Source organism: Cellulomonas bogoriensis 69B4 = DSM 16987 (assembly GCF_000767165.1).
Taxonomy (GTDB): Bacteria; Actinomycetota; Actinomycetes; order Actinomycetales; family Cellulomonadaceae; genus Actinotalea; species Actinotalea bogoriensis.
The window spans coordinates 1-19,937 of sequence record NZ_AXCZ01000008.1 but is presented as its reverse complement, the minus strand read 5'-3'; the positions used below and the strand labels follow the sequence as shown (position 1 = coordinate 19,937).

The 19,937-nt window shown below is 72.5% G+C and carries 20 protein-coding genes; 19 read left to right on the top strand and 1 reads right to left on the bottom strand.

Annotated elements, in window-relative coordinates:
- Positions 1–62 precede the first annotated feature (62 nt).
- The 6 genes from aroB to nusB all read left to right on the top strand — a co-directional run bounded on the left by aroB (position 63) and on the right by nusB (position 3,885).
- Positions 63–1,199 carry a 3-dehydroquinate synthase gene (gene aroB / locus N869_RS01800; protein WP_035057000.1) on the top strand — a complete coding sequence of 379 codons (1,137 nt, stop codon included), beginning with the start codon at positions 63–65 and terminating at the stop codon, positions 1,197–1,199.
- A complete protein-coding gene (gene aroQ, locus N869_RS01795) occupies positions 1,196–1,663 on the top strand; it encodes a type II 3-dehydroquinate dehydratase (RefSeq protein WP_198025922.1) in 468 nt (155 codons plus the stop codon). Before aroB ends, aroQ begins: the two co-directional genes overlap by 4 nt.
- A 47-nt stretch (positions 1,664–1,710) precedes the next feature.
- Complete coding sequence (locus tag N869_RS01790; protein ID WP_232229573.1) at positions 1,711–2,340, top strand: hypothetical protein; 630 nt, start codon at positions 1,711–1,713, stop codon at positions 2,338–2,340.
- Positions 2,340–2,792, top strand: a complete 453-nt coding sequence (locus tag N869_RS01785) for a hypothetical protein (protein ID WP_052104850.1) — start codon at positions 2,340–2,342, stop codon at positions 2,790–2,792. The genes N869_RS01790 and N869_RS01785 overlap by 1 nt, the downstream gene beginning before the upstream one ends.
- 111 nt (positions 2,793–2,903) lie before the next feature.
- Positions 2,904–3,467 carry an elongation factor P gene (gene efp / locus N869_RS01780; RefSeq protein WP_035056994.1) on the top strand — a complete coding sequence of 188 codons (564 nt, stop codon included), beginning with the start codon at positions 2,904–2,906 and terminating at the stop codon, positions 3,465–3,467.
- A gap of 1 nt (position 3,468) precedes the next feature.
- A complete protein-coding gene (gene nusB / locus N869_RS01775; RefSeq protein WP_035056991.1) occupies positions 3,469–3,885 on the top strand; it encodes a transcription antitermination factor NusB in 417 nt (138 codons plus the stop codon).
- Here nusB and N869_RS01770 read toward each other — a convergent pair.
- Positions 3,863–6,145: a putative bifunctional diguanylate cyclase/phosphodiesterase gene (locus tag N869_RS01770; protein ID WP_035056989.1), complete on the bottom strand. Its 2,283-nt coding sequence runs from the start codon at positions 6,143–6,145 to the stop codon at positions 3,863–3,865. The genes nusB and N869_RS01770 overlap by 23 nt on opposite strands.
- A gap of 252 nt (positions 6,146–6,397) precedes the next feature.
- Between N869_RS01770 and pyrR the strand changes: the two genes are divergently transcribed.
- The 13 genes from pyrR to N869_RS01705 all read left to right on the top strand — a co-directional run.
- On the top strand, positions 6,398–7,039 hold the full coding sequence (gene pyrR, locus N869_RS01765) for a bifunctional pyr operon transcriptional regulator/uracil phosphoribosyltransferase PyrR (RefSeq protein ID WP_035056986.1): 642 nt from the start codon (positions 6,398–6,400) through the stop codon (positions 7,037–7,039).
- Positions 7,039–8,028: an aspartate carbamoyltransferase catalytic subunit gene (locus N869_RS01760; protein ID WP_035056984.1), complete on the top strand. Its 990-nt coding sequence runs from the start codon at positions 7,039–7,041 to the stop codon at positions 8,026–8,028. Before pyrR ends, N869_RS01760 begins: the two co-directional genes overlap by 1 nt.
- Positions 8,025–9,356 carry a dihydroorotase gene (locus tag N869_RS01755; protein ID WP_035056981.1) on the top strand — a complete coding sequence of 444 codons (1,332 nt, stop codon included), beginning with the start codon at positions 8,025–8,027 and terminating at the stop codon, positions 9,354–9,356. The genes N869_RS01760 and N869_RS01755 overlap by 4 nt, the downstream gene beginning before the upstream one ends.
- Complete coding sequence (locus tag N869_RS01750) at positions 9,353–9,886, top strand: PH-like domain-containing protein (protein ID WP_052104849.1); 534 nt, start codon at positions 9,353–9,355, stop codon at positions 9,884–9,886. Before N869_RS01755 ends, N869_RS01750 begins: the two co-directional genes overlap by 4 nt.
- Positions 9,883–11,127, top strand: coding sequence for a glutamine-hydrolyzing carbamoyl-phosphate synthase small subunit (gene carA / locus N869_RS01745; RefSeq protein WP_035056977.1), 1,245 nt, complete (start codon positions 9,883–9,885; stop codon positions 11,125–11,127). Before N869_RS01750 ends, carA begins: the two co-directional genes overlap by 4 nt.
- Positions 11,111–14,464, top strand: coding sequence for a carbamoyl-phosphate synthase large subunit (gene carB, locus N869_RS01740; protein WP_035056975.1), 3,354 nt, complete (start codon positions 11,111–11,113; stop codon positions 14,462–14,464). The genes carA and carB overlap by 17 nt, the downstream gene beginning before the upstream one ends.
- Entirely contained in the window at positions 14,461–15,333 is an 873-nt protein-coding gene (gene pyrF, locus N869_RS01735; protein ID WP_035056973.1) for an orotidine-5'-phosphate decarboxylase, read from the top strand. The genes carB and pyrF overlap by 4 nt, the downstream gene beginning before the upstream one ends.
- Positions 15,334–15,425: 92 nt before the next feature.
- On the top strand, positions 15,426–15,737 hold the full coding sequence (gene mihF, locus N869_RS01730) for an integration host factor, actinobacterial type (RefSeq protein ID WP_035056969.1): 312 nt from the start codon (positions 15,426–15,428) through the stop codon (positions 15,735–15,737).
- Positions 15,738–15,813: 76 nt separating this feature from the next.
- Positions 15,814–16,362: a guanylate kinase gene (gene gmk / locus N869_RS01725; RefSeq protein WP_232229571.1), complete on the top strand. Its 549-nt coding sequence runs from the start codon at positions 15,814–15,816 to the stop codon at positions 16,360–16,362.
- Positions 16,363–16,469: 107 nt separating this feature from the next.
- Positions 16,470–16,733, top strand: coding sequence for a DNA-directed RNA polymerase subunit omega (rpoZ, locus tag N869_RS01720; protein WP_035056966.1), 264 nt, complete (start codon positions 16,470–16,472; stop codon positions 16,731–16,733).
- 4 nt (positions 16,734–16,737) lie between these two features.
- Complete coding sequence (gene coaBC / locus N869_RS01715) at positions 16,738–17,997, top strand: bifunctional phosphopantothenoylcysteine decarboxylase/phosphopantothenate--cysteine ligase CoaBC (RefSeq protein ID WP_035056963.1); 1,260 nt, start codon at positions 16,738–16,740, stop codon at positions 17,995–17,997.
- 55 nt (positions 17,998–18,052) lie between these two features.
- Complete coding sequence (gene metK / locus N869_RS01710; protein ID WP_035056962.1) at positions 18,053–19,252, top strand: methionine adenosyltransferase; 1,200 nt, start codon at positions 18,053–18,055, stop codon at positions 19,250–19,252.
- A gap of 99 nt (positions 19,253–19,351) precedes the next feature.
- On the top strand, positions 19,352–19,937 hold a 586-nt coding region (locus tag N869_RS01705), incomplete at its 3' end, for a primosomal protein N' family DNA-binding protein (RefSeq protein ID WP_456297583.1).

Sequence of the window (19,937 nt, the reverse complement as noted above, 5' to 3'; positions counted from 1 at the left end):
CCACGCGCACCACCACCACGCGCACCACCACCACGCGCACCACCACCAACCAGGGAGCGCCGATGCCGGCCGACACACCCCAGGCACCCACCGTCGTCCACGTCACCGGGGACCACCCCTACGACGTGGTCATCGGCGAGCAGCTCCTCGCCGAGCTGCCACCGCTGATCGGTGACGCGGCGAAGGTCCTCGTCATCCACCCCGGGGCCCTCACCGCCACCGCCGAGGCCGTCCGCGACGACCTCACCACCCACGGGTACCAGGTCGTGCTCGCCCAGGTCCCCGAGGCCGAGGAGTCCAAGACCGCCGAGGTCGCATCGTTCTGCTGGCAGGTCCTCGGCCAGTCCGAGTTCACCCGCACCGACGCGGTCCTCGGTCTGGGCGGGGGTGCGACCACCGATCTCGCCGGGTTCGTGGCCGCCACCTGGTTGCGGGGCGTCAAGGTCGTCCACGTCCCCACCACCCTGCTGGCGATGGTCGACGCCGCCGTCGGTGGGAAGACCGGCATCAACACCCCCGAGGGGAAGAACCTCGTCGGGGCGTTCCACCCACCGGCCGGTGTGCTGTGCGACCTGCGGACCCTGCAGACCCTGCCCGCCCACGACCGCACGGCCGGCCTCGCCGAGGTCGTCAAGTGCGGGTTCATCGCCGACGAGCGCATCCTCGAGCTCGTCGAGACCCACGCCGACGCCCTCACCGCCCCCGAGCTCACCGACCGGGCGCTCACCGTCCTGCGTGAGCTCGTCGAGAGGTCCGTGCAGGTCAAGGCCGACGTCGTCGGCAAGGACCTGCGCGAGTCCGGGCTCCGGGAGATCCTCAACTACGGGCACACCTTCGGGCACGCCGTCGAGCAGGTCGAACGCTACCGGTGGCGCCACGGCGCAGCCGTCGCGGTCGGCATGGTGTACGTCGCCGAGCTGGCGCGCCTCGCCGGACGCCTCGACGACGACACCGTCACCCGGCACCGCGACGTCTTGACCCGGCTCGGGCTGCCCACCACCTACCGGGGCGACCGGTGGGACCAGCTCCACACCGCGATGCGCCGCGACAAGAAGACCCGCGGCGACCTGCTCAGGTTCGTGGTCCTCGACGGCACCGGCCGGCCCGGGCGGCTCGAAGGACCCGACCCCGCCCTGCTGGCAGCCGCCTACGCCGAGGTGTCCACCGACCCCACCCCCGGCATCGGGATCGACCTGTGACCGCCCCCGCCACCCTGCCCGTGGTCGTCCTCAACGGCCCCAACCTCGCGCGCCTCGGGGTCCGCGAACCCGAGATCTACGGGATCATGACGCTCCAGGACATCGCCGACCGGTGCCGGACCTGGGGGCAAGAGCTCGACCTGGACGTCGACGTGCGCCAGACGGACGAGGAGTCCCAGCTCGTCGCCTGGCTCCACCAGGCCGTCGACACCCGCACCCACGTCGTCCTCAACCCCGCCGCCTTCACCCACTACTCCTACGCCCTGCGGGACGCCGCCGCACAGGTCACCACCAGCGGCCTCACCCTCATCGAGATCCACCTCAGCAACCCCGCCACCCGCGAGACGTTCCGCCACCACAGCGTCGTCGCCGGCGTGGCCACCGGAACCATCGCCGGCTTCGGGCACCTGTCCTACCGCCTGGCCCTCACAGCCCTCGCCACCACCCTTCTGAACAAGCCCTAGGGCTGGTCATGGGCTGAACAAATCGCTACGCTTGTCCCGTGTTCGTGATGACGATCGACCAGCGGGCCAGCAGGCGGCGCGGTGACCAGGTCGACCGGCTCCTGGGGTGGGCCGGGGCGCGGTTGTCCGCAGGCGCCCCCGGGATCGTGCGGGGGATCGAGAGGACCGTCGGCGACGAGGTCCAGGTCGTCCTCAACGACTCGGCGGCAGTCGTCGACACCGCACTGCGCGTCCTGCGGCTGTCCGGCTGGAGCGTCGGGATCGGCATCGGTCCCGTCGACCTCCCGCTGCCGGCCGAGACCCGTGCCGGGTCCGGCATCGCGTTCCTCCACGCACGCGACGCCGTCGAGCGTGCCAAGTCCCGTGCCCGGCCCGCGCCCCTGGCCGTCAGCACCACCGTCCCCGAGCTCGCCGACGACTGCGAGTCCGTCCTCACGCTCCTGGCCACCGTGATCAGCCGTCGCACCCCCGCGGGGTGGGCCGTCATCGACGAGCTCCACCGGGTGGACGTCCCCACCACCCAGGACGCCGTCGCCGGTCGCCTCGGCATCACCCAGCAGGCCGTCAGCCAGCGACTGCGCGCCGCCGCGTGGGCCGAGGAGCTCGCCGTCCGCCCCACCCTCGCGCGCCTGCTCGACGCAGCCGACGAGTCCGCCCACGCCACCGGGAGGCACTGATGGACATGCCCTGGGTCGTCCTCGTCACCCTGCTCACCCTCGCCCTCAGCGCGCTCGGCGGATGGCCGCTGACGGCACTCGTCCTGCGGGCCGCCGCACGCTCCGGCGACGCCGGCCGCCCGGACGAGGTCGACGAGCACCCCGACGAGGTGGACGAGCACGCCGATCATGGCCCGGACGGGGGAGCGGCGGCACGCCCGCCCGCACCGGTCGGCCCGGCACCCCTGCGCGGTGGCACGTGGATCGGCATCCTCGAACGGCTCGGGGTCACCGCGTGCGTGCTCGCCGGGTATCCCGCCGGGATCGCGTTCGTCGTCGCGGTCAAGGGTCTGGGGCGCTACCCCGAGCTGCGGGACCACCCCGGCACGTCCGAGCGGTTCGTCATCGGCACCTTCGCCTCCATGCTCTGGGCCGTCGCGGCCGGGGCGGTCGCGAGGCTGCTGATCGGCTGACGGCCGCTAGGATGGTCGGCGGTCCGCCCCCGGGGTGGGCACTGCGCCAGGCGCCCGCAGCGATGCAGGCCGACCTCGCCCGTCCCTGAACGCTCGACAGGAAGATCAGACGTGGCCTCCACCAACGACCTCAAGAACGGCACCGTGCTCAACCTGGACGGCCAGCTGTGGTCCGTCGTGGAGTTCCAGCACGTCAAGCCCGGCAAGGGCGGCGCGTTCGTCCGGACCAAGCTCAAGAACGTCCTGTCAGGCAAGGTCGTCGACAAGACCTTCAACGCGGGCACCAAGGTCGAGACCGCCAACGTCGACAAGCGCAGCATGCAGTACCTGTACAAGGACGGCGACGACTTCGTCTTCATGGACTCCTCGACGTACGACCAGATCACCGTCGCCGCCGCGACGGTCGGGGACGCGTCCAACTACCTCCTGGAGAGCCAGGACGTCATCGTCGCGACCCACGAGGGCAACCCCCTGTACGTCGAGATGCCGGCCTCGGTGGTCCTGGAGATCACCTACACCGAGCCGGGCCTGCAGGGTGACCGCTCCACCGGGGGTACCAAGCCTGCGACCGTCGAGACCGGTGCCGAGATCCAGGTGCCCCTGTTCCTCGAGGCCGGCACGCGGGTCAAGGTCGACACCCGTGACGGCTCCTACCTGGGTCGCGTGAACGACTGACGTGAGCGCCCGCAGGAAGGCCCGCAAGCGCGCCCTGGACGTCCTCTTCGAGGCCGACCAGCGGGGGACAGGTGCCCTCGAGCTGCTCGCGGCACGCATCGCCGAGCCCGGGACCGAGGCGCCGCTGCCCCAGTACTCCGTCGACATCGTCGAGGGCGTCCTGGGGCAGCAGGAACGCATCGACGAGGTGCTGTCCACCTACGCGCACGGCTGGACCCTGGACCGCATGCCCGCCGTGGACCGGGCAGCCCTGCGGATCGGCACCTGGGAGATCCTCTTCAACGACGACGTCCCGGACGCCGTGGCCGTCGACGAGGCCGTCGAGCTCACGCGCGCGCTGTCCACCGACGACTCCCCGGGCTACGTCAACGGCCTCCTGGGCCGGGTCGTGGACCTCAAGCCGACGCTGTCGACCTGAGGTCCCGCACGCTCCGCACCGCCTTCAGGTGACGGGCCGCGGGGGAGGTCTCGGCCGACGCCTCACGACGGCCCCGCACGGGCAGGCTCGCCCGCGGCCGGCCCAGCATGTGGCCCTGCACGGTCACCACACCCATCTCCACCAGTGCGGTGAGCTCCTCGGCGTTCTCCACGCCCTCGGCCACGACCTCCAGGCCGTGGGCCTCGGCCAGCGCGATGATCGCCCGCAGCACCGCTGCGCCTTCCGGTGTGCCGACGCCGTGGACGAACGTCCGGTCGATCTTGAGGACGTGCAGGGGCAGCTCACCGAGGCGTGACAGCGAGTTGTAGCCGGTGCCGAAGTCGTCCAGGGCGATCCGCACCCCACGGGCCGCCAGGGCGTTCAACGAGGCGCGCACGTGCGTCGCGTCGTACAGCAGCGCACTCTCGGTCACCTCGATCGTCAACCGGTCCCACGCGTCGGTGCCCCACGACTGCTCCACGTGGGTGACGAAGTCCGGCTCGTCGAGCTGGCGCGCCGCGACGTTCACCGCGACCGGCAGGTCGAAGTCCTCCATGCCGGCCCGCGCCGCCCGGAAGATCTGCCGTCCGATCTCCACGATCAGGCCGCTCTCCTCAGCGAACGGCAACCACTCCCCGGGTGGGCGCAGGCGCCCGTCCCGGCGCCACCGTGCCAGCACCTCCAGGCTCGTCACCTCGAGGGTCACCGCGTTGGTCAACGGCTGGAAGTGCGCGACGATCTCGTCCTCGTTCATGCCGGTCTCCAGCGCCCGTCGCAACGCGAGCTGCTCGGCGACCTTCGAGCGCAGGGCGGCGTCGTACAGGGCCACACCGGCGCGGGAGTTCTTGCCCTCGAGCATCGCCAGGTCCGCGTCCCGCAGCAGGCCGTCCGGGTCGACGACGTCACCGGGCTCCCACGCGGCCACGCCGATCGTCAGGGCGGGCCCGTTCACGACCGTCAACGGGGGGGAGTAGGACTCGCGGATGCGCCGTGCGAGCGAGGTGAGGGCGGCTTCGTCCTCGGCGCGCTCGATCACCAGGACGAACTCGTCGCCGCTGTGGCGGGCGAGGAACGCGTCCTCGCCGACGACCGACCGGATGTGGGACGCGGTGTGGACCAGCAGCTCGTCACCGCCGGAGTGCCCGTACCGCTCGTTGACGTGCTTGAGGCCCTCGATGTCGCAGAACAGGACCGCGACCCGGGTGCGCTCCACGTTGGCCTTCTCCAGGGCCCGCGTCAGGCGCCGGTCCAGGGAGTGGCGGTTCTGGACCTGGGTCAGGGAGTCGGTGAACGCGGCCTCGTTGAGCCTCGTGGTGAGCGTCTGGCGCTCCACCGCGCTGGAGACCACTCGCGCGAGGTCGCGCAGGAACGCCTGCTCGTCGGGGTCCAGGGGGCGCCCCTCCTCCGACCAGAACTCCGTGACCACGCGGTCACGGGCCAGGGGGCGCAGGGTGCCCTCGATCGTCGGGTCGTCCAGGACCGCCCGGCTCTCGTCGCGTGCCCGGGACAGGATCTGCTCCGGTGTGCGCAGGAACCACGCGGCGTTCGACACCGAGGCCAGGGCGTCCCGCATGCGTGCCCGCTGCTCGGCGTGCCGGCGCACGCCCGCGATCCGGTGCGTGGCCAGCACCTGCAGGCCCGCGACCAGAGGCAGCACCCACAGGCCCTTGAGCATCTCGGTGAGGGTGCTGGGCGGGGGGATGGACGAGGCGATCAGCATCGTGGAGGACAGCGACCCGGTGACGGCGACCACCGCGCCGACCCGGGACCACGGGATGGCGCGGGCGACCGAGGCGACGTACACCCCGACGACGGCCACCGGCAGCAGGTCCACGGTCGTGGCCAGGGGGCCGTACACGGGAACGCCCCCGACGATCTGGTGGGCGTAGACCAGGTCCGTCCCCAACCACAGGCCGGCGGCGACCAGGTACCAGGCCGTCGTGCCCACCACCAGGGGGCGGACGCTGGGGCCCGAGCTGTAGGCGTGGATCGCCGGAAGGCTCAGGACGACCGCCGCACCCAGTGCGAGGAAGCGGAGGAACAGCAACGTCTCGGTGGCGGCCCCGTCGGGGACGACCGCGGCGAGGCCGTTGGTCAGGGGCACGAGCGCGAGCACCGCGGTCCACACCAGGCTCCACGAGGCGCCGGAGCGGCGCAGCTCACCCCGCCACCACCCGAGGTGGAGCATGCACAGGCCCGCGACGGCGCCCGCGACGACCAGCTGGGCGATCGTCAGCGCTGGGGGGACGAAACCGGTCACAGCGGAAGTATCGGCTGCTGCGGCGCGGAAGTTGAGGAGCAGTTCACGGGTTTCTCGTGTCGGTCGTGGGGCCAGGTCCGTGCGGGGGCCTGCCGGGTGCTGGGGTGTGCCCCGGAGGGTGGGTCGCGCGTGTCGTCGTGCGAGGTCGAGAGTACCTGCCGGTGGCCCGACCGGCCCGGGTCGTGGGCTAGGGTGTGGACCGTCAGACATCCTTTAAGGCCCGTCCGGTGAGGCGGGGAAGGAGGTCGCCAGATGTCATCTGGCCCTGCCGTGCCCTTCTCAGGCGCTCCGAGCAGCCCTGAGCCCCCTGGACCCCCTGCCGGGCGCACCGCGCCGATCGGTGGTGCCGAGGTCCTCACCGCACCGGAGATCACCCGCGCGCTCACCCGGATAGCGCACGAGGTCCTCGAACGGAACAAGGGCGGGCAGCAGCTGGTCCTCCTCGGGATCCCCACGCGCGGGCTGCCCCTGGCCCGGCGCCTGGCACGCAAGATCGCCGAGGTCGAGCCCGACCTGGACGCCGACGCCCTGGTCGGCTCGCTCGACGTCACGATGTACCGGGACGACCTGCACCGCCAGCCCACCCGCACGCTGGGCTCCACCGACCTCCCGCCCGGGGGGGTGGACGACCAGGTCGTGGTCCTCGTCGACGACGTCCTGTTCTCCGGCAGGACGATCCGGGCGGCACTCGACGCGCTCAACGACCTCGGGCGTCCCCGTGCCGTCCAGCTCGCGGTGCTGGTGGACCGCGGGCACCGTGAGCTGCCGATCCGGGCCGACTTCGTCGGGAAGAACCTTCCGACGTCCCTGGCCGAGCGGGTGCAGGTGCGCGTGGCCGAGATCGACGAGGTCGACTCGGTCCGCATCGACGGCGCCGGGCTGGCGGAGGACTGATGCGACACCTGCTGAGCGCAGCCGACCTGGACCGTGCCCAGGCGGTGGAGGTCCTCGACGCTGCCGCGCGGATGGCCGCAACCCAGTCCCGGGAGATCAAGAAGCTGCCCACCCTGCGGGGCCGCACCGTGGTCAACCTCTTCTTCGAGGACTCCACGCGGACCCGCATCTCGTTCGAGACCGCCGCCAAGCGCCTGTCCGCCGACGTGATCAACTTCTCGGCGAAGGGGTCGAGCCTGTCGAAGGGCGAGTCCCTGAAGGACACCGCCCAGACCCTCCAGGCCATGGGCGCCGACGCGGTCGTCGTGCGGCACCCGGCCTCGGGGGCGCCGCACCGGCTCGCGCACGCCGGGTGGGTCGGGACGTCGGTCGTCAACGCCGGTGACGGCACCCACCAGCACCCCACCCAGGCGCTGCTCGACGCGTTCACGATCCGACGCCACCTGAAGGCGGACACCGCCCACCCGGAGGCCATCGGCAACGACCTGGACGGCGTGACCGTCGTGATCGTGGGCGACGTCCTGCACTCCCGGGTCGCGCGCTCCAACGTGCAGCTCCTGCACACCCTGGGTGCCCGGGTCGTCATCGTCGCACCGCCGACGCTCGTGCCCGTGGGCGCGCACACGTGGCCGTGCGAGATCGCGTACGACCTCGACCAGGCACTCGTCGACCACCAGCCGGACGCCGTCATGATGCTCCGGGTGCAACGGGAGAGGATGGGCAGCGGTGGAGCGTCCGCCGGGCCGGGGTTCTTCCCCAGCCCCCTGGAGTACACCCGGTCCTACGGTCTGGACGCCCGGCGTCTGCGCATGCTCAGCGAGCGCGCGATCGTCCTGCACCCGGGGCCGATGAACCGCGGGCTGGAGATCTCGGCGGAGGCCGCCGACTCGCCCCGCGCGGTGATCCTCGAGCAGGTCGCCAACGGGGTCGCCGTCCGGATGGCTGTGCTGTACCTGCTGCTCGCCAAGGAGAGGGAGACGCTGGCATGACGACGAGGTACCTGCTCCAGGGCGTGCGCCCCTATGGTGAGGACGCCACCGACGTCCTGGTCGAGGAGGGCCGCATCGCCGCGCTCGGCGCGGGCGCCCGCGACGCCCGGGACGCCCAGGTCGTGGACGGGGCCGGTCTGGTGGCCCTCCCCGGGCTGGTCGACCTGCACGCCCACCTGCGCGAGCCGGGGCGTGAGGACGCCGAGACCGTGCTCTCCGGCACGCGTGCGGCGGCGCTGGGTGGTTTCACCTCCGTCCATGCGATGGCGAACACCAGTCCGGTCGCCGACACCGCGGGAGTCGTGGAGCAGGTGTGGCGGCTGGGGCGGGACGCAGGCTGGGCCGACGTCCACCCCGTGGGTGCCGTCAGCCACGGGCTCGCCGGCACCCAGCTCGCCGAGCTGGGGGCGATGGCTGCGTCCGCCGCGCGGGTGCGGGTGTTCTCCGACGACGGGATGTGCGTCCACGACCCGGTGCTGATGCGTCGTGCGCTGGAGTACGTCAAGACCGTCGACGGCGTGATCGCCCAGCACGCGCAGGAGCCCCGCCTCACGCAGGGTTCGCAGATGCACGAGGGCGTGGTCTCCGCCGAGGTCGGGCTGGCGGGGTGGCCGGCGGTCGCCGAGGAGGCGATCGTGGCCCGTGACGTCCTGCTCGCCGAGCACGTCGGGTCACGGCTGCACGTGCTGCACCTGTCGACAGCCGGGTCGGTCGAGATCGTGCGCTGGGCCAAGGAACGCGGGATCGACGTCACCGCCGAGGCCACGCCCCACCACCTGATCCTCACCGACGAGCTGGCCCGTACCTACGACCCGATCTTCAAGGTGAACCCCCCGCTGCGGACGCAGGCCGACGTGGAGGCGCTGCGGGCCGGGCTCGCCGACGGGACCATCGACACCGTCGGCACCGACCACGCCCCGCACCCCCGCGAGGACAAGGACTGCGAGTGGGCGGCTGCGGCGTTCGGCATGACCGGGCTCGAGACGGCCCTGGGGATCATCAGCACCGTCATGGTCAGGTCCGGTCGCATGACCTGGCGGGACGTGGCCCGCGTCATGTCCCAGGCGCCGGCCCGCATCGCCCGCATCGACGCGGGCGACCGCCCGCAGGGTCGTCCCCTGGAGGTCGGCGAACCGGCGAACATCACCCTGGTGGCACCCGACGAGGCGTGGGTCGTGGAACCGGCGCACATGGTCAGCTCGAGCACCAACACCCCCTACGGCGGACACGAGCTGGTCGGGCGGGTCCGGGCGACGTTCCTGCGGGGACGGCCCACCGTCCTGGACGGGCGCCTCGTGGAGGCCACCCCGGCCGGAGCCGCACGGTGATCCCGCTCGGTTGGGCCGTGCTTCTGCTCGGTGCGGTGTTCGCCGGGTCGTTGTGGGCGATGCGCAGCGGCTGGCGCCGACGGGAGGCACGTACCGCTGCGGCGGTCCCCGCACCGCCACCGGTCCCCACGGGCCTGGGTGAGCCCCTCCACGGGCCCGTGGACGTCACCTACGTGACGTCCACCACGGCGGGGGACCGGTACGACCGCGTCGTCGCCCACGACCTGGGCGCCACCGCCCCCGCGACCGTCGAGGTGCACCCCGTCGGGGTGCACCTGGCCCGCTCCTCCGTCCCCGACCTGTTCGTCCCACGGGAGCAGATCGTCTCCGTCGGCACGGCCGCGGGGATGGTGGGCAAGTACCCGGGGCGCGGCAGGCTCCTGGTCCTGACCTGGCGCACGGCATCTGACGGGCCCGCGATCGACACCGGGCTGCACACGCCCAGCTCCCACGACCGCGCGGCCCTCGCCGAGGCGCTCGCCGCCCTCATCACCCCTGCGCCCGCACCACTGCCAGAGGAGCAGTCATGACCCAGACACCCGCACTCCTCGTCCTGGAGGACGGCCGGACCTTCACCGGCCAGGCGTACGGCGCCACCGGCTCGACCGTCGGGGAGATCGTCTTCAACACCGGGATGACCGGCTACCAGGAGACGCTGACCGACCCCTCGTACCACCGCCAGATCGTCGTCATGACCGCGCCCCACATCGGGAACACCGGCATCAACGACGAGGACCCCGAGTCGACCCGCATCTGGGTCGCGGGGTACGTAGTGCGCGACCCCGCGATCCGCCCCAGCAGCTGGCGCTCGCGCCGCACCCTCGACGCCGGGCTGGAGGCCGAGGGCGTCGTCGGGATCAGTGGGATCGACACCCGCGCGCTGACCCGCCACCTGCGCGAGCGCGGCGTGATGCGGGCCGGGATCTTCTCGGGCGAGGCGCTCGTGGACGACGCCGGGCGTCGGCGCACCGACGTGGAGCTCCTCGACCAGGTGACCGCAGCCGCGCCGATGAGTGGTGCGGACCTCGCCGGTGAGGTGACCGTGGCCGAGCCGTACGTCGTGGAGCCCGTCCGTGGTCCGGTCAGCGCCGCGGAGCCCGTGGCGACCGTCGTCGCCATCGATCTGGGGATCAAGTCGATGACCCCCCAGCGGCTCGCCGAGCGGGGCGTACGCACCCACGTCCTGCCGGCGCGAGCCACCGCCGAGGAGGTCCTCGCGCTGGAGCCGGACGGGGTGTTCTTCTCCAACGGGCCCGGCGACCCGTCCGCGGCGGTGCACGAGATCGGTCTGCTCCGCGAGGTCCTGGACCGACGGATCCCGTTCTTCGGGATCTGCTACGGCAACCAGCTGCTCGGCCGGGCCCTCGGGTTCGGCACGTACAAGCTCACGTACGGCCACCGCGGGGTGAACCAGCCGGTCCTGGACCGCCGCACGCGCAAGGTCGAGATCACGGCGCACAACCACGGGTTCGCCGTCGACGCCCCGCTGGACGGCGAGACGGTCGCGCCGTTCGGGGACGGCAGGTACGGGCGGGTCACCGTGTCGCACGTGGCGCTGAACGACGACGTCGTCGAAGGCCTGGAGTGCCTGGACCTGCCTGCCTTCTCCGTGCAGTACCACCCCGAGGCCGCGGCCGGCCCGCACGACGCCGGGTACCTGTTCGACCGCTTCGTCGAGCTCATGACCACCGGGACCGTGCCCGACCGTGCCACCGGCGCCACCGGCGCCACCACCACCGAGGAGAGCACCACCGATGCCCCGTCGCACTGACATCTCCAGCGTCCTGGTGATCGGCTCCGGGCCGATCGTCATCGGTCAGGCCGCGGAGTTCGACTACTCCGGGACCCAGGCGTGCCGTGTGCTGCGTGCCGAGGGCCTGCGGGTGATCCTGGTGAACTCCAACCCGGCGACGATCATGACCGACCCGGAGTTCGCGGACGCCACGTACATCGAGCCGATCACCCCTGACGTCGTCGAGTCGATCATCGCCAAGGAGCGGCCCGACGCGATCCTGCCGACGCTGGGCGGGCAGACCGCCCTCAACGCGGCGATCGCGCTGGACGAGGCCGGGGTCCTGGAGCGCTACGGGGTCGAGATGATCGGGGTGAACACGGCCTCGATCCACCTGGCCGAGGACCGGCAGGCGTTCAAGGAGGTCGTGGAGCGTTGCGGCGCCGAGAGCGCCCGCAGCGTTATCGCCCACAGCCTGGACGAGGTGCTGGCCGCCGCCGACGACCTGGGCTACCCGTTGGTGGTCCGCCCGTCGTTCACCATGGGCGGTCTGGGATCGGGAATCGCCTACGACGAGGGCGAGCTGCGCCGGATCGCGGGTGCGGGGCTGCACTACTCGCCGACCACCGAGGTGCTCCTGGAGGAGTCCATCCTGGGCTGGAAGGAGTACGAGCTCGAGCTGATGCGCGACTGCGCCGACAACGTCGTGGTCGTGTGCTCCATCGAGAACGTGGACCCCGTGGGGGTGCACACCGGCGACTCGATCACCGTCGCACCGTCCCTGACCCTGACCGACCGCGAGTACCAGCGTCTGCGTGACATCGGCATCGCCGTGATCCGTGAGGTCGGGGTGGACACCGGCGGCTGCAACATCCAGTTCGCCATCGAGCCCGACACCGGGCGCGTGGTCGTCATCGAGATGAACCCGCGGGTCTCCCGCTCCAGCGCACTGGCCTCGAAGGCGACGGGCTTCCCGATCGCGAAGATCGCCGCTCGCCTGGCGATCGGTTACACCCTCGACGAGATCCCCAACGACATCACCGGCTCCACGCCCGCGTCGTTCGAGCCGTCGCTGGACTACGTCGTGGTGAAGGTGCCGCGGTTCGCCTTCGAGAAGTTCCCGTCGGCCGACGCGACCCTCACCACCACCATGAAGTCCGTCGGTGAGGCGATGGCCATGGGCCGCAACTTCGCCGAGGCGCTCGGCAAGGCGATGCGGTCCATCGACCGCGCGGGCTCGGTGTTCCACTGGCAGGGTCCGGTGCCCGCGGGTGAGGAGCTCGAGAAGGTCCTGGGGACGATCTCGACCCCCACCGAGGGCCGTCTGATCGCCGTGCAGCAGGCCTTGCGGTCGGTCGGTACCGAGGGCGGGACCACGGTTGAGGACGTCTACGCGCGCACGGGCATCGACCCGTGGTTCCTGGACCAGGTCGTGCTGATCAACCAGGTCGCCGACGAGGTCGCCACCGCACCCGAGCTGGGTGCGGAGCTGCTGCGCCGCGCCAAGCGGCACGGGTTGTCCGACGCGCAGGTGGGCAGCCTCCGTGGGCTCACCGAGGAGACCGTGCGCCAGGTCCGTCACGCGCTGGGCCTGCGACCGGTGTACAAGACGGTGGACACGTGCGCGGCCGAGTTCGCCGCCCAGACCCCGTACCACTACTCCTCCTACGACGAGGAGACCGAGGTCGAGCCACGGGACCGCCCGGCCGTCCTCATCCTGGGTTCCGGCCCCAACCGGATCGGCCAGGGGATCGAGTTCGACTACTCGTGCGTGCACGCGGCGCTGGCGCTGCGCGGGGAGTACGAGACCGTCATGGTCAACTGCAACCCCGAGACGGTGTCCACCGACTACGACACCTCCGACCGGCTGTACTTCGAGCCGTTGACGTTCGAGGACGTCCTGGAGGTCTACCAGGCCGAGCTCGCCGTGGGGCCCGTCGCCGGCATCATCGTGCAGCTCGGCGGGCAGACCCCCCTGTCGCTGGCCCGACGCCTGGAGGCGGCCGGCCTGCCGATCCTGGGCACGCCCCCCGCGGCGATCGACGCCGCGGAGGACCGCGGCGAGTTCGGACGGGTGCTGGGGGAGGCGGGTCTGCCCGCACCGGCGTTCGGCACGGTGCGGACGCTCGAGGAGGCCACCACGGTCGCCCGGCACATCGGGTACCCCGTCCTGGTGCGACCCTCGTACGTGCTGGGTGGCCGCGGCATGGAGATCGTGTACTCCGACGGGCAGCTCGCCGAGTACGTCGAGCGGGCCCTGCAGGGCGCGGCGGACGCCGGTCACCCCGGCCAGATCCCCCCGCTGCTGATCGACCGCTTCCTCGACGACGCGATCGAGCTCGACGTGGACGCCCTGTACGACGGCACCGACCTGTACCTCGGTGGGGTCATGGAGCACATCGAGGAGGCCGGCATCCACTCCGGGGACTCGGCGTGCGTCCTGCCGCCGGTCACGGTCTCGACCTCAGAGCTGGAGCGCATCCGCACCTCGACCGAGGCGATCGCCCGGGGCGTGGGCGTGCGAGGGCTCCTGAACGTCCAGTACGCGCTGGTCAGCGACGTGCTCTACGTGCTCGAGGCCAACCCCCGCGCCTCGCGGACGGTGCCGTTCGTCGCCAAGGCGACGGGCGTGCCGTTGGCGAAGGCCGCGGCGCTGGTGATGGCGGGCCACTCGATCGCCGAGCTGCGCGACCAGGGCATCCTGCCCGCCGAGGGCGACGGCGGGACCCTGGGGCTCGACGCCCCGATCGCGGTCAAGGAGGCGGTCATGCCCTTCAAGCGGTTCCGCACAGCGACCGGGAGCGTCGTCGACACGGTGCTCGGTCCGGAGATGCGGTCCACGGGTGAGGTCATGGGGTTCGACACCGACTTCCCCAGCGCGTTCGCCAAGTCCCAGGCCGCGGCGTTCGGGGGACTCCCGACCTCGGGCCGGGTCTTCATCTCCGTGGCCGATCGCGACAAGCGCGCCATCACCTTCCCGGTGAAGCGGCTCGCCGAGCTCGGCTTCGAGATCCTCGCCACCGCCGGCACGGCCGCCGTGCTCCGCCGCAACGGCATCACGTCCCGGGTGGTGCGCAAGTACTCCCAGGGAGCGGGCCCGGACGGGGAACCGACGATCGTGGACCTGATCGTCGCGGGCGAGGTCGACATGGTCGTCAACACCCCCTCCGGTCAGGGGGCGCGGGCGGACGGGTACGAGATCCGGACCGCGACCGTCTCGGCGGACAAGGCGATCGTCACGACGGTCCAGCAGCTCGCGGCCGCCGTCCAGGGCATCGAGTCGCTCCGATCGGGTTCGTTCGGCGTGCGCAGCCTCCAGGACCACACCCTCGAGCTACGGGCCGGCGGCACCGACCGGCCGGTGCCTGCGTCGTGACGGGCCCCGGCCCGGTGGGGTTCGGGGAGAGGCTCCACCGGGCGATGGCGGCCCACGGGCCGCTGTGCGTGGGCATCGACCCCCACCCGCAGCTGCTGGACCGGTGGGGCCTGGAGGACGACGCCCAGGGCCTGGAGACGTTCTCGATGACGGTCGTCGAGGCCCTGACCGGGCACGTGGCCGCGCTCAAGCCGCAGGCCGCGTTCTTCGAACGTCACGGCTCCCGCGGGGTCGCGGTCCTGGAGCGGGTCCTGGAGGCCGCGGGGGAGGGCGGGACCCAGGTGGTCCTGGACGCCAAGCGCGGCGACATCGGTTCCACCATGGCCGGGTACGCCGACGCCTACCTGCGTCGGGGGTCACCGGCGTCGTGCGACGCCCTCACGGTCTCGCCCTACCTCGGCTTCGGCTCCCTCGGCCCGGTCCTGGAGGCGGCATCCGCCTCGGGGCGGGGCGTGTTCGTCCTGGCCCTGACCTCCAACCCCGAGGGGGCGCGTGTGCAGCACGCGCGCCTCGACGACGGGGTCTCGGTAGCCGGGGAGGTCGCGCGGGCCGCAGCAGCCCTCAACGCCGCTGAGCGGGCACGTACCGGCGCGGGCCTCGGCTCGACCGGGCTCGTGGTCGGCGCGACCGTCGGCTCCGCCGCCCGGGACCTCGGCCTGGCCCTGGAGGACCTCCAGGGCCCCGTGCTCGCCCCGGGTGTCGGTGCGCAGGGCGCGGGACGGGCCGAGCTGGTGGACGTGTTCGGCGCGGCGCGCCGGTTCGTCCTGGCCTCCAGCTCCCGTGCGGTCCTGGGCGCGGGACCGGCTCCGCAGGCGCTCCTGGACGCTGCGCGCACCGCCGCGGACGAGGTCGGCGCGGCGCTGGCCTGACCAGGGATGTCTGCTCGCGTTGCTTATGACCGCACTTGGTCGCTAGGTTCATCCCGACCGCCACTGCCCCTCTGCGAAGAAGGTGACCCCGCGTGGCTCTACCCCCGTTGACGCCCGAGCAGCGTGCTGCTGCACTCGAGAAGGCCGCTGCCGCGCGCCAGGCCCGTGCTGAGGTGAAGAACCGTCTGAAGTACTCCCAGGGCTCCCTGGCCGAGGTCATCGAGCAGGGCAAGACCGATGACGTGATCGGCAAGCTCAAGGTCTCCGCGCTCCTGGAGTCCTTGCCCGGTGTGGGCAAGGTCAAGGCGCGCGCGATCATGGCGGAGATCGGCATCTCCGAGACCCGCCGCCTCCGGGGCCTCGGCCCCCACCAGGCGCAGGCTCTTGTCGAGCGCTTCGGCTGACTCGCCCACCACACCCGGTGACCGCCCCGGCCGTCGAGCCGGCGCGGTCACCGGCGACGGCACCAGCGCTGCCCGGTTGACGGTCCTGGCCGGTCCGACGGCGGTCGGCAAGGGCACCGTGTCGGCCGACCTGCGTGCCCGCTACCCCGAGGTGTGGTTGTCGGTCTCGGCCACCACACGCGAACCTCGTCCGGGTGAGGTCGACGGCGTGCACTACTGGTTCGTCGGCCCGGAGTCGTTCGCACGCATGGTCGCCCAGGGGGAGCTCCTGGAGTGGGCGGTCGTGCACGGGCGCAACTCCTACGGCACGCCCCGCCAACCGGTCGTGGACCGCCTCGCGGCGGGGCAGCCCGCCCTGCTCGAGATCGACCTCGCCGGAGCCCGTCAGGTGCGGCACGCAATGCCCGAGGCGCGATTCGTGTTCCTCGCGCCGCCCAGCTGGGAGGAGCTCGAACGCCGACTCGTGGGCCGCGGAACCGAGGACGAGGCCGAGCGTGCCCGCCGGTTGGCCACCGCCGAGGTCGAGCTCGCGGCGGCCGCGGAGTTCGACCACGTGATCGTCAACGACGTGGTCGAACGCGCCACCGACGAGCTGGTCGAGGTCATGGGTCTGCCGAGGCGGTAGGATCTGACCAGGCCACGCGCGTCCTGCGTCCGTGGCGTCACCGGAGCGGCGGGAACCCGAGGGTGTCCCGGTCCGGCTCCGTCCCCGAGCCAACACATGGAGTGAAGATGTCCGGAACCGTGGCGGCACCCGAGGGGATCACCGACCCGCCCATCGACGAGCTGCTCGCCGCAGCCGACTCGAAGTACGCCCTGGTGATCTACTCGGCCAAGCGCGCGCGTCAGATCAACGCCTACTACTCCCAGCTGAACGAGGGGCTCCTGGAGTACGTCGGGCCCCTCGTCGAGGCCCGGCACCAGGAGAAGGCGCTGTCCATCGCGATGCGTGAGATCAACTCGGGCCTGCTGACGGTCAAGCCGACCGACGCCTGATCCCGTGCGCGTCCTGCTCGGGGTGGGCGGCGGGATCGCCGCCTACAAGTCGGCGATCCTCCTGCGGCTGCTCACCGAGTCCGGGCACGACGTGCGCGTGGTACCCACGGCCGCGTCCCTGGAGTTCGTCGGGCGCGCCACGTGGGAAGCGCTGTCGGGGAAGCCGGCGACCAGCGAGGTGTTCGAGGACGTCCCGTCCGTCGAGCACGTCCGGCTCGGCAAGACCGCCGACCTCGTGGTCGTCGCACCGGCCACCGCCGACCTGCTCGCCAGGGCCGCGACCGGCCGGGCGGACGACCTCCTGACCGCGGCGCTGCTGACGGCCCGCTGCCCGGTGCTGATGGCCCCGGCCATGCACACCGAGATGTGGGAGCACCCCGCGACCCGGGAGAACGTCGCGACCCTGCGTTCCCGTGGGGTCACGGTGCTGGACCCGGCTCACGGCAGGCTCACAGGGGCCGACACCGGTCCCGGTCGGCTTCCCGAGCCCGAGGACATCGCGTCCGCGGCTCTGGCCCTGCTCGACCCGCCGGAACCTGCACCGAGGGTGTCCCGGGGCGGGGACCTGGACGGGCGGGTGGTGGTGGTCTCGGCCGGCGGCACCCGCGAGCCGCTGGACCCGGTGCGGTTCATCGGTAACCGCTCGACCGGCATGCAGGGAATCGCACTGGCTCGTGCCGCGCACGAGCGGGGCGCCCAGGTGGTGCTGGTGGCGGCGAACGTCCCGGCAGCGCGGCAGGAGGAGGCCCCGGGTCTGTCGGTCCTCGACGTCGAGACGACCGCCGAGCTGCGCGCAGCGGTCCGGGAGCACGCGCGCGCCGCCGACGTCGTGGTGATGGCGGCCGCGGTCGCGGACTTCCGGCCCACCTCCGTCGCCGCTCACAAGATCAAGCGCGAGGGCGTCAGCGAGCAGACCGTCACGTTGACGGCCAACCCGGACGTCCTGGCCGAGCTCGCGCGCGACCGGCTCCGCGCCGGGCAGGTGGTCGTCGGGTTCGCGGCCGAGACCGGTGACGTCACGACGTCGGTGCTCGAGCACGGTCGGGCCAAGGCTCGACGCAAGGGCGCGGACCTGCTCGCGGTCAACGAGGTCGGTGACGGCAAGGGGTTCGGCACCCCTGACAACGCCGTCACCTTCCTCGACCGCGACGGGCGCGAGGTCGGTGCCGCGGACGGCACCAAGGTCGCGGTGGCGCACGCCCTGTGGGACGTCGTCGTGAGGCTCGCACCCCTGGCGGGACACACCGTCAGGGCCCAGGACTGACGCCCGCTGAGCCCGTCGCGGACGGGGCCGTGCCGGGTCCGGCTAGGCTGCGGACATGACTTCTCCCGGCCTGCGCCTGTTCACCTCCGAGTCGGTGACCGAAGGGCATCCGGACAAGGTCTGCGACCAGATCTCCGACGGGATCCTCGACGCGATCCTCGCCCAGGACACCCGGGCCCGCGTCGCCGTCGAGACGATGGTGACCACCGGCCTGGTGCACGTCGCCGGTGAGGTCACCACGTCGGCGTACGTGGAGATCCCCCAGGTGGTGCGGGACACCCTGAACCGGATCGGGTACACCTCGTCCACGATCGGCTTCGACGCGCACTCGTGCGGGGTGTCGGTCTCGATCGGCCAGCAGTCCCCGGACATCGCCGCCGGCGTCGACACCGCCTGGGAGGCGCGCCAGGGTGCGGACGTCGATCCCCTGGACGCCCAGGGCGCCGGAGACCAGGGCCTGATGTTCGGGTACGCCTGCGACGACACCCCCTCGCTGATGCCGCTGCCGATCTGGATCGCGCACCGGTTGTCCGAGCGGCTCGCGACCGTCCGCAAGGAAGGTGTCCTGGACTACCTGCGGCCCGACGGCAAGACGCAGGTGACCATCGGGTACGACGGCGACCGGCCGGTGCGGGTCGACACCGTCGTGGTGTCCACCCAGCACGACCCGGGTGTGCGCCTGGACGCGACGCTCGCCCCGGACGTCGCCGAGACGGTCGTCTCCCCGGTGCTCGCCGAGCTCGACCTGGACACCACCGGGTACCGGCTCCTGGTCAACCCCACCGGCCAGTTCGTCATCGGCGGGCCCCAGGGCGACGCCGGCCTGACCGGGCGCAAGATCATCGTCGACACCTACGGCGGCATGGCCCGGCACGGTGGTGGTGCGTTCTCGGGCAAGGACCCGTCGAAGGTCGACAGGTCGGCCGCGTACGCGATGCGCTGGGTCGCCAAGAACGTCGTCGCCGCAGGGCTCGCGTCGCGGTGCGAGGTCCAGGTCGCCTACGCGATCGGCGCCGCCCACCCGGTCGGTCTGTACGTGGAGACCTTCGGGACCGAGACGGTGCCCGTGGAGCGCCTGCGGGACGCCATCCAGGAGGTCTTCGACCTGCGGCCGGCTGCGATCGTCCGGGACCTGGACCTGCTGCGGCCCGTCTACGCCCGCACCGCCACCTACGGGCACTTCGGGCGCGAGCTCGCGGACTTCACCTGGGAGCGCACCGACCGCGTCGTGGACCTGCACTCCGCGCTCTCCTGACCTCCGGTCTCCGGCCGTCCAGCGACGTGGATCCTGACGCGGGCCCTTGGCCGTGGGGGCGCTGCGGGGGCGTGGGCGCCACGTGATGGGATGTCGAGGGTGAGCACGCCCGACCCCCAGCCGAGCCTGCTCGACGTGCCGGTCCCGGCTCGCAGGCGCCGTGCGCGCCCGGCGGTGCCGCCCGCCGAACGGCGCCCGGTGGCGGTCGTCGCCGTCGACCGGTCCAGCCCGCACCTGGACCGCCCGTTCGAGTACCTCGTGCCGGCCCCCGCCGACGAGGCCGCACGGCCGGGGTGCCGGGTGCGGGTGAGGTTCGGCCACCAGGACCTCGACGGGTACCTGATCGAACGACGGGACCACCCTGAGCACGACGGGACGCTCCAGCCCCTGCGTCGTGTCGTCTCGGACGAGCAGGTCCTCACGCCCACCGTCCTGGACCTCTGCCGCCGCGTCGCGCGACGGTGGGCGGGGACGTTGCCCGACGTGCTGCGCCTGGCGGTGCCACCTCGGCACGCCCGCACCGAGAAGGAGCAGTGGGCCCCGGGACATGCCGGTGACGACGCCGCCCCGTCGTCGGGCGGGCGTGCACCGCTGACCCCCGAGCACCTGGCCGCATGGGCGCCGTACCCGCACGGGGCGGCGTACCTGAGGAGGGTGGCTGCCGGCGAGGCGCCGCGCGCGGTCT